Below are 14,669 nucleotides of genomic sequence, written 5' to 3'. Positions count from 1 at the left end.
CGCATGATGAAACTAATAGCTTATATAATCCCGGTGATCTGTTTTTTGCTTGCTGTAAGTTGCCGCGAGAAGAATGTCGGTGATAAAAATTTCGAGAAAGTAATTATTTATTACAATTCTAATACGGTTCCGTGGGGGCTAATGAAAGTTATTGATGTTTCAGTCGGCGATTTTCTTCAAGATAGTCTCAATCTGCGTAAATTAGTGTTGACAGATAAGGATTCATTGCGGCATATTTCTGAAATCATAAATAGTTCCGAATTTTCTCGTCTTAAAGTAAATGATTATGTCGACACATCGATAGCCGTCTTGTTACATTTTAAAGACCGGATCGATACTCTTGCAACTGATGCTTTTCCACGGTCTCCCATTCAATATAATGATATGACTTTTACAGATAGTATGCTGATATATTATTTTATCGATATTATTCGGGAACATGACTCGTTGTGGGATAATGACGCGGAGGACTATTATTACAATGAAACGTATAATTCTCTTCCCCGATCTATATTTGACTAATACGCTTGCTTTGCCCCTTCTATATTCGAAAAAATGTAGAAAATGCTTGGTCAAAAATATTTTGACAGGCATTCAAAAGACTAAGATCAAAAAGAAATCCCATCAATCTTTCACATGATGGGATTTCTTTTTGTATAGTATTTTCGATCTTACTTACAACCGGCTGCATCTGACCGAAAAAATCTCCGGGATCGGCAGGTGTTTTTAAATGCGCTTTTGCTACCTTTGTTATCGTTGCGCTAAATTTATTGGGAACAATGGTAAAAAACAGAATTTATCCCCGTGAAGGGGACCTGCAAACCGTCTATCTGAAAGAGGTGGTCCGCAATCCGAATATCGAGGTCGGGGAATATACGATTTACAACGATTTTGTGAACGACCCCAAGAAGTTCGAGCGCAACAACGTCCTTTACCATTATCCCGTCAACGGCGACAGGCTGGCTATCGGCCGCTTTTGCTCGCTGGCCTGCGGCGTGCGGTTCCTGTTCAACAGCGCCAACCATACGCTGGGGTCGTTGTCGACCTATCCGTTCCCGATTTTCTGGGGCGAGGAGTGGGGGGGGGTCGACAAGTCGGAAGTGGCTTCGGCGTGGGATAACCGGGGCGACATCGTCGTCGGTAACGACGTGTGGATCGGTTACGAGGCCGTCGTGATGGCGGGGGTTACGATCGGCGACGGGGCGATCGTCGCTTCGCGGGCTGTCGTGACACGCGACGTACCTCCCTATGCCATTGTGGGCGGTGTGCCCGCCAAGATGATCAAATACCGGTTCGACGACGACACGATCCGGCGCCTGCTCGAAATCCGGTGGTGGGAGTGGCCGGCCGGAAAAATCCGTAAGGCCCTGCCGTTTATCCGCAGCGGGGCCGTCGGCGAACTGTCGCTATTTGCGGAAAATGAAATAGACGGCCAGGATCAGGCAGACGAACCCTGCGACATGGTTCCACCGGAAGGTATCGGACTTCATAAAGAGTAACGCGAAGAGAGCGAATACCGTAAGCGATACCACCTCCTGTATTACTTTAAGCTCCCACAGCGAGAACGGACCGCCGAATTCGGCGCTTCCGATGCGGTTGGCCGGGACCTGGAAGCAGTATTCAAACAGCGCGATGCCCCAGCTCAGCAGGACGATGGCGAGGATTCCGAACCGTTCGAGCCTGGATTTGAAGGCGATATGGCCGTACCATGCCAGCGTCATGAAGGCGTTGGAGACGACGAGCAGCAGAATGGTGGTAATTCCCTTGAACATGACACGCGTTTTTGACCGCGCAAAAGTAGCAAAATTTTGCATACGGCGTTCTTTCTGCCGCGAAAATTATTGCGACCCGTTTTCAGGCTCCGGATGGGCGCCCTTTCAGGCTAGCAGCGCGTCGATGTCGGTGATGTCGGCAAAGGTGTCGACGACGATGTCGGCCAGCGATTCGCCCTCCAGTACCTTGCGCGGAAGGGTTGTCGTAAGGGCTACGGTCCGGCCTGCGCCTGCGCGCCGGGCCGCCTCGAATCCGGCCCTGGCGTCTTCGAAGATCACACAGTCGGCGGGCGATACGCCCAGCGCTGCGGCTGCCGTCAGGTAAATCTCCGGATCGGGCTTGCAGTGCGCTACCATGTCGCCCGAAATCTTCACCCCGAACCAGGGATTCAGGCCGCACTTATCGAGCACGAAATCGACGTTGGCTTTGCAGCCCGACGAACCCACGGCGCACGGAATCCCCGCGGCGTGGAGTTTTTCGAGCAATTCGACCAACCCGTCGACGGGGCGGATATCCGGGGCGTATATTTCGCGGTAGATGGCCTCCTTCTCGTCGGCCAGTGCCGCGAGTCCTTTTTCGCGGATCACCTCCTCGGGCATTACCAGGCGCATGATGTCGTCGTTGCCCATGCCGAAGCCGTTGTCGAGTTTCTCTTTCCAGCCGGTTACCCCGTAGCGGGCGCAAAAGATTTCGAACGCCCGGACGTGTACCGGGGAGTTGTCGACCAGTGTGCCGTCCATATCGAATATAGCTGCTTTCTTCATCGTGGTTCAGAGTTTTGAGCCGTAAAGATAGGCAAAATCCCCGACACGCCGGCTGCGGCCTGTCAGAATTTGAGTCGCAGGCTCAGGTTGACGGCGAAGTTCTGGATGTCCTGCCCGGGTTTCGGATCGCGGTGGGTGATTCGCCAGATGCAGTCCACGCGGAAGAGTTTGAATATATTCTCCACGCCGAACCCCGCTTCGACATACGGGTCCGACACCGAAGTCATGCCCACGGGGAAGAGCAGGTCGGCCCCGGTCCCGGCCAGCGACCCGTTGTTTTCGCGCGATAGCGTGCCCCAGACCCCTTTGCATACCAGTACTTCGCGCCATTTCAGCTTCTTGATCAGCGGCAGGCGTCCCAGCAGGATGCCGTTGAAATGGTGCTCCCAGAACCACGACACCCACGTATCCGAGGCGAACTCGTAGAAATTCATGCACGAGAAGGCATAAGGGTCGTAGAAATAGGTTCCGTTGCCTTCGTGGAGTTTGAGCAGTTGGTAGGGAACTTTGCCGAAGATGCGTCCGCCCTGCACCGTGATGTCCGAATAGCCGATCGGCGGCAGTTCGGGGCGGTAGCGGAGGGCTCCTTCGAGGCGGTAGTATTCGTAGCTGCCGCGCAGCACGTCGGGAATCCCGGCCGAGAATCCGAGTGTCAGGATCGGATAGACGGAACCCATGTGCTGCTTGTCGAAGGGCATGCGGTAGACGGTTTCATTTTTCGAGAGGCGGATGCCGACGTGCACCGCGGCGTCGGACACCGAGTTGACGAGTGTGCCGTCGGGCCGCAGCATCGGCACGTAGCGGTTGGCGAAGATACGCTGCATGCGTGCTCCGGCAAAGGTGCTTACGCCGTGACACCATTCGTGTTCGTAGACCGCTTCTCCGCGGTTGACCATCGAAAGCCGCTGGTCGCCGCGCGAGAGGATCGACGAAAGTATATTACTCTCGGTCAGGGCGTTTTGCCCGGCGCCCAACTGCATCACGTCGTGCCTGGCCGTGAAGGTCAGCTTGCGGGTCAGGTGGCGGTTGAAGGCCAGTTCGACGCTGCCTCCGCCCTTCACGTCCTCGTCGCGCGTGCCGTAGGCCACATAGCCCCCGACGCGCACCGTGCGGCTCACGTTTGTCGTCGTGCGGCCTCCCAGTTGCATGCGGAAGCCTTCGAGCTTGTTGAAACTGGCCAGTTTGTAGTAAGGGCCGATACCGATGTATTTCGTATTCCAGTAGCCGACGATCACCGTGTTGATGAACGTGTAGATATTCCGGTAGAGCGGTACGTGCTGTACCGAGTCGACCATGGCGTAGATTCCTTTCTCCTTTTCGCTCAGTTCGTAGGGACGTATCTGTGCCCAGAACTCCTCTTTGTTGTGTTCGGGCTGTTCGTCCCGTACCACGACGTTGTTGTCCATGCGCAGAATCTCGTCGGGAAGCGGCTGGCCGATACGTACGTCGGAATAAGCTACCTCGCGCGTGCCGATAAACGAGGTGAGTTTCGACGAATCGGCCGTCGCGATAGAGAACTCCGCCGCCACGCGGTCGCGGACACGGAACCAGCGGCCTTCTGCGGTAGGGCGGTTCTCGTTGTCGAGCATCAGGTGTTTGACCCAGTTGACGTTAACGCCTTTGGGCATGCGTGCCGAAGCCGACTGGAGGGCATAGGTCGCCGAATCGATGTTGACTTCGCCGTCGAGCACCGGGGTGGTAAGGCGTTTGGGATGGAACCGGATTTTGTAGACCTTACGTCCTTCGGTCACCACGCTGTCCACCAGGAAATAGTTGTAGAACGCCCGTCCGCCGTCGGCCAGCGGGCTGGCGAAGCGCACGTTGAAGATGTCGATGAAATTGTTGTAGAAATTCACGTCGCCGTGCATGCCGCCCGTGAACTGCGCCATGGCGAAGTTGTCCTCGACGCCCGAGATGCGGCTGGCGCGGATCACCTCGCGTTTGAATGCCGGACGGCTGCTGCGGTAGAGGTCGGCCGTGGCTTCGGAGATCATCGCCGGGAGGTAGGCCTGTCCCGTGAGCGCCGAGGTGTCCACGTAGTCGAAGACGAACCCGAAGTTGCGCTGGAGCCGTTTGCTCCGGAACTGCGGTTTGATGTTCGCAAGGTCCAGTTCCATCTTGGTGTAGGTGCGGCAGCTGTACGTGTCGTACTGATCGGGATCGTTCCGGGGTTTGTTGCGTATAACGCCGTCGAGAATGGGGTAGGCGGGGTTCGCTCCCGGGGTGATGACCACCTGCCCGATGCCGAATTCCACGGCTTCGAGGGCGAAATCCACGTGGTTGAAACTTCCCGGTGTCAGCGGCAGGGTCTGCGTGGCGTAGCCGACCATCGAGGCCTGCACGCGGCTCACGGTATCGCGCGTTTCGAGGGCGTAGATGCCCTGTTCGTCGGTCGTGATTCCTATTGTGGTTCCCGGAAATACGACGCTGACGAATTGCAGGGGTTTTCCGTCCGCGGCATCGGTCACCTGTCCGCGCACACGCGTCGTTTGCGCCGAAGCGCCGACGGCCCAGAAAAGTCCGGCCAGTAATATGATTATCCGTAGCTGCATGACCCGGCAAATGTAGCAAAAAAGCGCATATTCGGGTAATTTAAACTACCTTTGCGGCAGATAAGAAGATAAAAGGAACAATATGGCACATACGAAAGTTGAAAAGACGAATGCCGCACGGTTGCTCGACCGTGCAAAGGTCGCTTATGAACTGGTTCCCTACGAGGTTGACGAGGAACACCTGGCCGCAACGCACGTCGCCCGGCAGTTGGGCGAAGACATTGAGTCGGTTTTCAAGACTCTCGTGCTCAGGGGCGACCGCACGGGCTATTTCGTCTGTGTCGTGCCTGGCCACCACGAAGTCGACCTGAAAGCCGCCGCAAAGGTTTCGGGGAATAAAAAAGTGGATTTGATCCCGATGAAGGACCTGCTGCCGGTGACGGGGTATATCCGCGGCGGATGCTCGCCCGTCGGCATGAAAAAGCCGTTTCCGACCTACATTCACAGCACGGCCGCCGGACATCCCTTTATCTACATCAGTGCGGGCGTGCGCGGGCTGCAATTCAAAATCGCCCCTTCCGACCTGGCGGCCTATGTACGGGCGACGCTGGCCGACATCAGCCGCGAGGGATAGTTTTCAGAAATCCGGAGTTTCCTGCATTTTTTCGGGCGACGTTCCCGCGAAAGTGCCATACGGATGTTTTCGGGACTACCTCCCGGTATACATTTCTTCGTAATACCGTTCGTACTCCCCGGAGGTGATTTTATCCATCCACTCCTGGTTGGCGAGATACCACCGCACGGTCTTTTCGATGCCTTCCTCGAATTGCAGCGAAGGTTCCCAGCCCAATTCCTCCTTGAGTTTGCGCGAGTCGATCGCGTAGCGCAGGTCGTGTCCCGCACGGTCGGTGACGTAGGTGATCAGCTTCTCCGAAGTGCCCTCGGGCCGTCCCAGCAGACGGTCCACCGTCCGGATGATTACCCGGATCAGGTCGATGTTCCGCCATTCGTTGAACCCGCCGATGTTGTACGTTTCGCCGTTGCGCCCTTTGTGGAAAATCAGGTCGATGGCCCGCGCGTGGTCCTCGACGTAGAGCCAGTCGCGGACGTTCTCGCCTTTGCCGTAGACCGGCAGCGGCTTTTCGTGCCGGATGTTGTTGATGAACAGCGGGATGAGTTTCTCGGGGAACTGGTACGGTCCGTAGTTGTTCGAACAGTTCGTCACCACGGCCGGAAGTCCGTACGTGTCGTGAAACGCCCGCACGAAGTGGTCCGACGAGGCTTTCGACGCTGAATAGGGCGAGTGCGGGTCATAACGGGTCTGTTCGGTGAAGAGCGTCCCGTCGAATTGCAGGGCTCCGTAGACCTCGTCGGTCGAGATATGGTAGAAACGTCTGCCTTCCCATGCGCCGTTCCAATGCTCTTTGGCGGCTTGCAGGAGCGCCAGCGTTCCCATCACGTTGGTCCGTGCGAAGGTGAACGGGTCGCGGATCGAGCGGTCGACGTGGCTTTCGGCCGCAAGGTGGATCACCCCGTCGAAATCGTATTTTGCAAACAGGCTGTACATTGCGTCGTAATCGCAGATGTCGGCCTTGACGAAGGTGTAGTTGGGGCGGTCCTCGATGTCCCGGAGGTTTGCGAGGTTTCCCGCATAGGTCAGCTTGTCGAGGTTGACGATGCGGTAATCGGGGTATTTTTCGACGAACAGCCGCACGACGTGCGACCCGATGAATCCGGCGCCGCCGGTGATCAGGATACTGCGTTTCATAGCCGGTTATTTGGTTGTTTTCTTGTTTTCTGCGCGTTTTTCCCGCCAGCGGCGCCAACGCCACCATCGCATCTTTGCCGCGTATTTCAAAATAAGGAAAAGACGCTGGTTTCCGATCGCCTGTCTTTTCAGGCGGTCTTTCGGGTCGAGCCAGCTTCCCGCGCAGTGGTGGAAAGCCATCGTGCGCAGGCGCAGCAGGTGGATGCAGCTCGGCAGCAGGCTGTTCCGGCCGATGTATAGTTTCTCCCCGGCGTCCGTGTCGAGTATCTGGGTTTTGTCCAGATAGCGGAATCCGTGCCGTTCGGCGATCTTGGCCGTAACCAGCGGCATGGTGAGGTCCACGCGCAGCGTGCCGTCCGGCTCGCGGAAATGGTGTCCTTCGTAATAGTCCATACACTCGCGGATGAACCGGCTTCCTTGCGCCGCGCCCATGATGGCAGCCTGCAACCCGTATGCCGGGACGAAAGCGTCGCGGTCGAAGGGGACGCCCTGTGCGTCGACCGGGACCTCGGCGCGCTTATAGTGGATCGGGCTGTATTCGCCTGCGGTGAAGAAGTCGTAGCCCAGCAGTTTGTCGAACGACTTGAGCACTTCGACATCCGAATCGAGGTAGATGCCGCCCTCGGTGTAGAGGGCGTAGAGCCGGATGTAATCCGCAGCAAAGGCCCATTTGCGCCCCTCTACGGCCTCCTCGACCCATTTGACGGCGTGGATGTCGAAGTTCTCCTGCGTCCAGCATTTGAGCGTGTAGTCCGGCAGGCGGCGTTTCCAGCTCGCCATGCACTCCTGTAAAAATGCCGGAACGGGTTCGCCGCTCAGCCAGCACCAGTGGATGATCTTGGGTATTCGGTTTTCGCGTTTCATCGCAGCATGTTTTTCAGGCAGTAGAGCATCGACTCCCGCCAGTGGGGGATTTCGACGCCGAACGTGGTTTTGACCTTGGTTTTGTCCAGCACCGAGTAGGCCGGGCGGGCGGCTTTGGTCGGGAATTCCGACGTGTGGCAGGGCATGATGCGGCATTTGTCGTGCCCGACGGCGGCCGCAATCTCCACGGCGAAGTCGTACCACGAGCATACGCCCTCGTTCGTAAAGTGGTAAAGTCCTTCGTTTCCGGCAAAATAACCGCCCTCGATGATCGAGAAGATCGTCATGGCCAGGTCACCGGCATAGGTCGGGGTTCCCACCTGGTCGAAGACTACGTTCATGTGCTCTTTTTCGCCCGTCAGGCGCAGCATCGTTTTCAGGAAATTGTTCCCGTACTCGGAGTAGAGCCACGCCGTGCGGAAGATCAGGTATTTGCACCCCGACTCCTCGACGGCCTTCTCCCCCGCGAGTTTCGTACGCCCGTAGGCTCCGAGCGGCGAGGTCACCGCCTCTTCGGCGTAGGGGCGGTGGGCCGTGCCGTCGAAGACGTAGTCCGTCGAGACGTGGATCAGCGTCGCCCCGGCCGCAGCCGCGGCTTTCGCAAGGTTTTTCACGGCTTCGCAGTTCAGCCGTTCGGCAGCCTCTTCGTCCTCTTCGGCCCGCTCCACATTGGTGTAGGCCGCACAGTTGACGATCACTTCGACGGCGTTTTGTCCGACGGCCTGCCGCACGGCCCCGGCGTCGGTGATGTCCAGTTCCGCTACGTCGGTAAACAGGTAGTTGTTGGGCGATACGGCGCTGAGCCGCTGCATTTCACGGCCCAACTGGCCGTTGGCGCCCGTTACGAGTATATTCATAATTGGGAGTATTCGAATAGTTCCGGGGCGTCCTCGAGCAGCGGGTTGCGGCGGTCTTTCTCCGAAAGGAGGATGTCGCCGGCCGGAAGCTGCCAGTCGATCGCGAGCGCAGGATCGTCCCACGCGATGCCGCCCTCGTTGCCGGGAGCGTAGTAGTTGTCGCACTTATATTGGAATATGGCCTCCTCGCTCAGCACGGCGAATCCGTGAGCGAATCCCCGGGGGATGAAGAGCAGCCGTTTGTTTTCGCCGCTGAGTTCTGCGGCGACATGCCTGCCGAAGGTCGGCGACCCGCGCCGGATGTCCACCGCTACGTCGAGTACACGGCCTTGTACGACGCATACCAGTTTGGCCTGTGCAAAGTCCCCCTTCTGGAAATGCAGTCCCCGGAGTACGCCGTAGTGCGATTTCGATTCGTTGTCCTGCACGAACCGCACCGGACCTGCCGCCTCGTCGAACTGCCGCTGCGAAAAGCGTTCGAAAAAATAACCCCGCGCATCCCCGAACACCTGCGGTTCGAAGATCACCACGCCGGGGATCGCCGTTTTCGTCACTCTCATCGTTTCGATTCTTCGATTACTTTCAACAGATACCGGCCGTACTGGTTTTTGAGCATCGGCTCGGCCAGCGTACGCATCTTCTCCTCCGTGATCCAGCCGTTGCGGTAGGCGATGCCTTCGAGGCAGGCGATTTTCAGCCCCTGCCGTTTTTCGATCACTTCCACGAAGATCGAGGCCTCGGCCAGCGAGTCGTGCGTGCCTGTGTCGAGCCACGCGAAACCCCGCTGGAGGGTCTGCACCTTCAACTCCCCGGCCCGGAGAAACTCCTGGTTTACCGTGGTTATCTCCAGTTCGCCCCTTGCCGACGGTTCGATCGACCTGGCGATCCCCACGACCTTGTTCGGATAGAAATACAGGCCGACTACGGCGTAATTCGATTTGGGCTGTGCGGGTTTCTCCTCGATCGAGAGGCAGTTGCCCTGGGCGTCGAACTCTGCGACGCCGTAACGCTCCGGGTCCTCGACCCGGTAGCCGAAGATGGTTGCACAGCCCTTTTCCTCCGCATTGCGCACGGCCTCCCGGAGCATACCCGTAAATCCCGACCCGTGGAAGATATTGTCGCCCAGGACAAGACATACCGAATCGTTGCCGATGAACTTTTCGCCGATCAGGAAAGCTTGCGCCAACCCGTCGGGCGAAGGCTGCTCGGCATACTCGAAGCGTACGCCGTAATCCGAGCCGTCGCCCAGCAGCCGCCGGAAGCCCGGAAGGTCCGCCGGCGTCGAGATGATCAGTATCTCGCGGATGCCGGCCAGCAGCAGCGCCGACAGCGGATAGTAGACCATCGGTTTGTCGTATATCGGAAGCAGTTGTTTGCTGACTCCCTTCGTTATCGGGTAGAGGCGCGTTCCCGAGCCTCCTGCTAAAACGATACCTTTCATCTCCTTGCGTCATTATACTGCCCCGCGGTCGTCCTGCGGGGCTGGAAAGCGGATAATTTTGATCGAAGGTACGCTTTTTTTGCGAATTTCCGATTCCCGTGTCCGTTTTTTTGCAAAGTATCGCTATCTTTACCGGGACTAATTCAAATCCTCGACACGATGATTCTCGACGATAAACTTCTGGACGAAGTAACTGCCCGGGCAAAGGACAGCGAACGCCTGCGGATGAATTTCAACCTCCATGACTCGCTCGACGCCAAGGCCCAGCGCCTGCTCAACGCGCTGGAACCGGGCACGGTGCTGCCCGTTCACCGCCATCCCCATACGGCTGAAACCTACGTTATTCTGCGTGGCCGCTTCGATGTGATTTTCTGCGACCAACGCGGCAACGAGACCGAACGCTTCGCCCTCGATCCGCGCAAAGGCGTATACGGCATCCACGTTCCGAAAGGGCAGTGGCATACGCTGGAGGTTCTCGAAAGCGGCACGGTGCTGTTCGAGGTCAAGGACGGTCCTTATACGCCGTTGGCGCCGGAGGACATGGTGCGATGACGCGGGCTGCTGAAAATCTGTTTGCCCTGCTGCGGGCGACGCTGCACGGCCGTATGGACGACGCTGCGCTGTTCGAAAACTGCGATGCAGGGCTCTGGCGCGGGATTTACGACCTTTCGTCGGCCCAGGGCGTGCTGGCCCAGGCATGGGACGGGCTGCAATTTCTGCCTGAAACGATGCAGCCTCCCAAAGGGCTGCGCCTGCAATGGGCCGTCAATGTCGATCAGATTGAAAAGGTCTACCGCCTGCAGGAGAAAGTCATCGCCAAACTCGCCTCGTTCTACCGGGAACACGCCATCCCGATGATGGTGCTCAAAGGCTATGGACTGAGTCTTTTCTATCCCGTTCCGGAGCACCGCCCCTACGGGGACATCGACATCTGGCTTTTCGGCCGCCAGCCCGAGGCCGACAAACTGGTCGCCAAAGAGTGGGGCGCTCCGGTCGACGTACATAAGGAGCATCATACGACGTTCGACATCGACGGCGTCATGATCGAAAACCATTACGATTTCGTCAACACGCTGACGCATGCCTCGAACGCGCGCCTCGAACGGCTGTTCAAACAATATGCGGCGCAGCCCGGCGAGTCGGTTGCCGTTGCCGGGGTCGCCGTATACCTGCCTTCGGAGCAACTCAACGCCCTGTTCCTGCTGCGCCATGCTGCCGTCCACTTTGCTGCGATCAACATCGGACTGCGGCATGTGATCGACTGGCATGTCTTCGTTGCGCACTGCCACGACCGGATCGACTGGGAGGCTTTGTACGCTGCTGCCCGGGATGCCGGGATGACAGAGTTCCTGAACTGCCTCAATGCCATCTGCGTCGATTACCTGGGGCTCGACCCCGCGGCGGTTCCCGGTATGGTTCGCAATGCCGATCTCGAAGAGCGTGTGCTGGACGAAATCCTCAGTCCCGCATTTTCGGATAGAGCGCCGTCGGGCCTGCTGCGTGTCGTCTGGTTCAAGACCCACCGCTGGTGGACGAACCGCTGGAAACACCGGATCGTCTTCAACGAGAGCCTCGCCGGCGCTTTCGTGCGTTCCGTCTGGGCCCACCTCAAACGCCCGCAATCCATCGGAGCGAACTGATTCCGGGAGTCGGCTTTTGCCGGCTCTTTTGTTTTGTCGGATTCCTTTCGGCCGGAAAAAGACAGGGTAGGATAGCCATCCGGGAAGGTAAAAAAACACACTTTTGCGCAAAAATTGCAGGTCGGGTGTTGCATATTAAAAATAAATCCGTACATTTGCACCACCAAAACGGAAGCGATTCCCATTTTGGTATCGGAGATTCCGTAGCTCAGCTGGTAGAGCACAACACTTTTAATGTTGGGGTCCTGGGTTCGAGCCCCAGCGGGATCACAAAGGCGATTACGAGAGTAGTCGCCTTTTTTCTTTAGAAGGATTGTTATTCTGACGATCCGGCGTTTTTGCCGTTTTTGAAACAACCTTGTGTCATTTTTTGCTTTCCTGCTTGCGGCAGGCCCGGACGTGATGGGGCGGGAAATTTGATGCGCGGATTTTGATTTGCCGAAATAAAAAGATATTTTTGTAGGCATTAAAATGAATTTAAACTTTTAAAACTGAATAATTCTATGTGTAAAGCGCTAATAATCGGTGCAGGAGGCGTCGGAACGGTGGTGACGCAGAAAATTGCAGCCAATCCCGTCTTTACGGACGTGATGCTGGCCAGCCGTACCAAATCCAAATGCGATGCCGTGGCGGCAGCTATCGGCGGCAACCGCGTGAAGACCGCCGAGGTCGATGCCGACAACGTGCCGCAGTTGTGCGAGTTGTTCCGCTCGTTCAAACCCGACATCGTGGTCAACGTAGCGCTTCCGTATCAGGATTTGACGATCATGGACGCCTGTCTCGAATGCGGCTGCAACTACCTCGACACGGCCAACTACGAGCCGAAAGACGAGGCGCATTTCGAATATTCGTGGCAGTGGGCCTATCAGGACCGCTTCAAGGCTGCAGGCCTTACGGCCATCCTCGGCTGCGGTTTCGACCCGGGCGTGACGGCTATCTTCACAGCCTATGCCGCCAAACACCATTTCGACGAGATCCACTACCTCGATATCGTCGACTGCAATGCCGGCAACCACGGCATGGCCTTCGCTACGAACTTCAATCCCGAAATCAATATCCGCGAGGTGACCCAGAAGGGCCGCTACTACGAGAACGGCCAGTGGGTCGTGACCGAGCCGCACCAGATTCACCGGCCGCTCAATTACCCCGGTATCGGCGAGCGCGAGTCGTACGTCATTTACCACGAGGAGCTGGAGTCGCTCGTGAAGAACTATCCTACGATCAAGCGGGCGCGCTTCTGGATGACTTTCGGCCAGGAGTACCTCACGCACCTGCGTGTGATCCAGAATATCGGCATGGCGCGTATCGACCCGATCATCTACAACGGCGTCGAGATCGTTCCGATCCAGTTCCTCAAGGCCGTCTTGCCCGATCCCAAGTCGCTGGGCGCCAACTATCACGGCCAGACCTCGATCGGCTGCCGCATCAAGGGCCTCAAGGACGGCAAGGAGCGCACGTACTACATCTATAATAACTGCGACCACGAACAGGCTTTCAAGGAGACCGGCACGCAGGCCGTTTCGTTCACGACGGGTGTTCCCGCGGCGCTGGGCGCTTCGATGTGGGCCAAGGGGCTGTGGCGCGGCGCCGGGGTGTTCAACGTCGAGGAATTCGATCCCGATCCCTTCCTCGCCGAACTGGGCGAACAGGGTTTGCCGTGGCACGAGTTGTTCGATGTGAACCTCGAAGTGTAGTTCTCCGGTTTTATAGGGCATTTCTGCACTTGCTTTCGCAGGGCGCGAATGGAGCGTTTAAATACGTCCCGTCCGCGCTCTGCTCTGTTAAGGGACAAACCTGCGGCCTTTGCCGTTTTGCGCGGTCTGCGTGTAAGTATAAATGCGTATTTCTCCCAAAAACCAGCCCACGCAGGGCTGTTATTCGCAATGATTTTGCTATTTTTGCAACTGTTTTGAGCTAAAAACAATTCGATGATTGACTTTCTGAAACTGCCTTCACCGTGCTACGTCCTCGACGAGGAATTGCTGGACCGGAACCTGGCGACTATCGGCCGTGTGCGCCGGGAATCCGGTGCGGAAATTATTGTCGCCCTGAAGGCCTGCGCCATGTGGAGCATTTTTTCCGAGTTGGCGCAGCATTCCGACGGTGCGACTGCAAGTTCCGCCGCCGAGGCGCGCCTCGTTTTCGAGGAGTTCGGGCGTCCTGCCCATACCTACGCCCCGGTCTACACGGACTCCAATATCGACGAAATCCTGCGTTGCAGCGACCATATCACTTTTAATTCCGTATCTCAGTTCGAGCGCTTCGGCCAGAAGGCCCTTATCAACGGCATTTCGTGCGGCCTGAGGATCAACCCGCAGTATTCGCCTGTCGAAACGGACCTCTACAACCCCTGCGTCCCCGGCTCGCGGCTGGGCGTCACGGCCGAGCAGTTGGCGGCGTACGGCGGCCTTCCGGAAGGTATCGAAGGACTTCATTTCCATGTCCTCTGCGAATCGCGCCCCGAGCACCTGCGGCTGGCCCTGGAGGCCGTCGAGAAACATTTCGGGCATCTGCTCGATCGGGTAAAGTGGCTCAATATGGGCGGCGGCCACCTGATGACGCATGCCGAATACGACTGCGACTGCCTGATCGCCCTGCTCCGCGGTTTCAAGTCCCGCCACCCGAACCTGCGGCTGATCCTCGAACCCGGCAGTGCCTTCACGTGGCGTACGGGCTATCTGGTTTCGACCGTCGAGGACATCGTCGAGAACGGCGGGGTGACGACGTCTATGCTCGACGTGTCGTTCGCCTGCCACATGCCCGACTGCCTCGAAATGCCCTACAAACCCGCTATCGTCGGCGCGCACGAGCCTGCCGAGGGCGAACGACGCTGGCGCATGGGCGGTACGAGCTGCCTTGCGGGCGATTACTACGGCGACTGGGCTTTCGATCATGACCTGAAAGTAGGGGAGCGCATCGTTTTCGAAGACATGATCCACTACACGATGGTCAAGACTACGATGTTCAACGGCGTTCACCATCCCGCCATCGTCATCGTGCGCCGCGACGGCCGCGCGGACATCATCCGCGAATTCGGCTACGAGGATTTCAAAAACCGCATGTCGTAAAC

Annotated in this window: 15 protein-coding genes and 1 tRNA gene; 8 read left to right on the top strand and 8 right to left on the bottom strand. The window is 57.5% G+C overall.

The annotated features are described in order from the left end of the window. Positions 1-3: 3 nt before the first annotated feature. Complete coding sequence (locus KG007_RS07390; protein ID WP_213347910.1) at positions 4-522, top strand: hypothetical protein; 519 nt, start codon at positions 4-6, stop codon at positions 520-522. A 257-nt stretch (positions 523-779) separates the two neighbouring features. Then, complete coding sequence (locus KG007_RS07385; RefSeq protein ID WP_213347909.1) at positions 780-1,499, top strand: CatB-related O-acetyltransferase; 720 nt, start codon at positions 780-782, stop codon at positions 1,497-1,499. Here the strand turns inward: KG007_RS07385 and KG007_RS07380 are convergent. The 3 genes from KG007_RS07380 to KG007_RS07370 all read right to left on the bottom strand — a co-directional run bounded on the left by KG007_RS07380 (position 1,407) and on the right by KG007_RS07370 (position 5,089). Continuing rightward, positions 1,407-1,772, bottom strand: coding sequence for a DMT family protein (locus KG007_RS07380; RefSeq protein WP_195460612.1), 366 nt, complete (start codon positions 1,770-1,772; stop codon positions 1,407-1,409). The two genes, KG007_RS07385 and KG007_RS07380, sit on opposite strands and share 93 nt — an antisense overlap. Positions 1,773-1,877: 105 nt before the next feature. Then, the gene (locus KG007_RS07375) at positions 1,878-2,537 is read right to left on the bottom strand and encodes an HAD family hydrolase (RefSeq protein ID WP_213347908.1); all 660 of its coding nucleotides are present in this window, start codon (positions 2,535-2,537) and stop codon (positions 1,878-1,880) included. A 62-nt stretch (positions 2,538-2,599) separates the two neighbouring features. Continuing rightward, positions 2,600-5,089 (bottom strand): DUF5686 and carboxypeptidase-like regulatory domain-containing protein, encoded by a 2,490-nt coding sequence (locus KG007_RS07370; RefSeq protein WP_213347907.1) that lies wholly within the window; start codon positions 5,087-5,089, stop codon positions 2,600-2,602. Between the two features lie 82 nt (positions 5,090-5,171). On the opposite strand from KG007_RS07370, the gene ybaK reads away from it, so the two are divergent. Beyond that, positions 5,172-5,663 (top strand): Cys-tRNA(Pro) deacylase, encoded by a 492-nt coding sequence (gene ybaK, locus KG007_RS07365; RefSeq protein ID WP_213347906.1) that lies wholly within the window; start codon positions 5,172-5,174, stop codon positions 5,661-5,663. Positions 5,664-5,738: 75 nt separating this feature from the next. Here the strand turns inward: ybaK and rfbB are convergent, their stop codons facing one another. From rfbB to rfbA, 5 genes are read right to left on the bottom strand one after another with little or no spacing between them, the layout of a single operon-like run. Then, positions 5,739-6,797 (bottom strand): dTDP-glucose 4,6-dehydratase, encoded by a 1,059-nt coding sequence (gene rfbB, locus KG007_RS07360; RefSeq protein WP_213347905.1) that lies wholly within the window; start codon positions 6,795-6,797, stop codon positions 5,739-5,741. Positions 6,798-6,803: 6 nt separating this feature from the next. Then, positions 6,804-7,661, bottom strand: coding sequence for a glycosyltransferase family 32 protein (locus KG007_RS07355; protein ID WP_213347904.1), 858 nt, complete (start codon positions 7,659-7,661; stop codon positions 6,804-6,806). Beyond that, positions 7,658-8,518 carry a dTDP-4-dehydrorhamnose reductase gene (gene rfbD / locus KG007_RS07350; RefSeq protein WP_213347903.1) on the bottom strand — a complete coding sequence of 287 codons (861 nt, stop codon included), beginning with the start codon at positions 8,516-8,518 and terminating at the stop codon, positions 7,658-7,660. The genes KG007_RS07355 and rfbD overlap by 4 nt, the downstream gene beginning before the upstream one ends. Further along, a complete protein-coding gene (rfbC, locus tag KG007_RS07345) occupies positions 8,515-9,078 on the bottom strand; it encodes a dTDP-4-dehydrorhamnose 3,5-epimerase (RefSeq protein ID WP_213347902.1) in 564 nt (187 codons plus the stop codon). The genes rfbD and rfbC overlap by 4 nt, the downstream gene beginning before the upstream one ends. Continuing rightward, entirely contained in the window at positions 9,075-9,959 is an 885-nt protein-coding gene (gene rfbA, locus KG007_RS07340; RefSeq protein ID WP_213347901.1) for a glucose-1-phosphate thymidylyltransferase RfbA, read from the bottom strand. The genes rfbC and rfbA overlap by 4 nt, the downstream gene beginning before the upstream one ends. A 159-nt stretch (positions 9,960-10,118) precedes the next feature. Here rfbA and KG007_RS07335 point away from each other — a divergent pair, with 159 nt between their 5' ends. The 5 genes from KG007_RS07335 (at position 10,119) to nspC (ending at position 14,667) form a co-directional block, all read left to right on the top strand. Beyond that, positions 10,119-10,511, top strand: coding sequence for a WbuC family cupin fold metalloprotein (locus tag KG007_RS07335; RefSeq protein WP_195460595.1), 393 nt, complete (start codon positions 10,119-10,121; stop codon positions 10,509-10,511). Beyond that, the gene (locus KG007_RS07330; RefSeq protein WP_213347900.1) at positions 10,508-11,599 is read left to right on the top strand and encodes a nucleotidyltransferase domain-containing protein; all 1,092 of its coding nucleotides are present in this window, start codon (positions 10,508-10,510) and stop codon (positions 11,597-11,599) included. Before KG007_RS07335 ends, KG007_RS07330 begins: the two co-directional genes overlap by 4 nt. A gap of 197 nt (positions 11,600-11,796) precedes the next feature. Further along, positions 11,797-11,869: transfer RNA gene (locus tag KG007_RS07325), tRNA-Lys, on the top strand. A gap of 233 nt (positions 11,870-12,102) precedes the next feature. Next, a complete protein-coding gene (locus KG007_RS07320; RefSeq protein ID WP_195460587.1) occupies positions 12,103-13,293 on the top strand; it encodes a saccharopine dehydrogenase family protein in 1,191 nt (396 codons plus the stop codon). Positions 13,294-13,527: 234 nt separating this feature from the next. Next, entirely contained in the window at positions 13,528-14,667 is a 1,140-nt protein-coding gene (nspC, locus tag KG007_RS07315) for a carboxynorspermidine decarboxylase (protein WP_213347899.1), read from the top strand. Positions 14,668-14,669: the final 2 nt, after the last annotated feature.

The sequence above is a fragment of the Alistipes montrealensis genome (assembly GCF_018362775.1).
GTDB lineage: Bacteria > Bacteroidota > Bacteroidia > Bacteroidales > Rikenellaceae > Alistipes > Alistipes montrealensis.
This window is presented reverse-complemented; position numbering and strand designations above follow the sequence as displayed.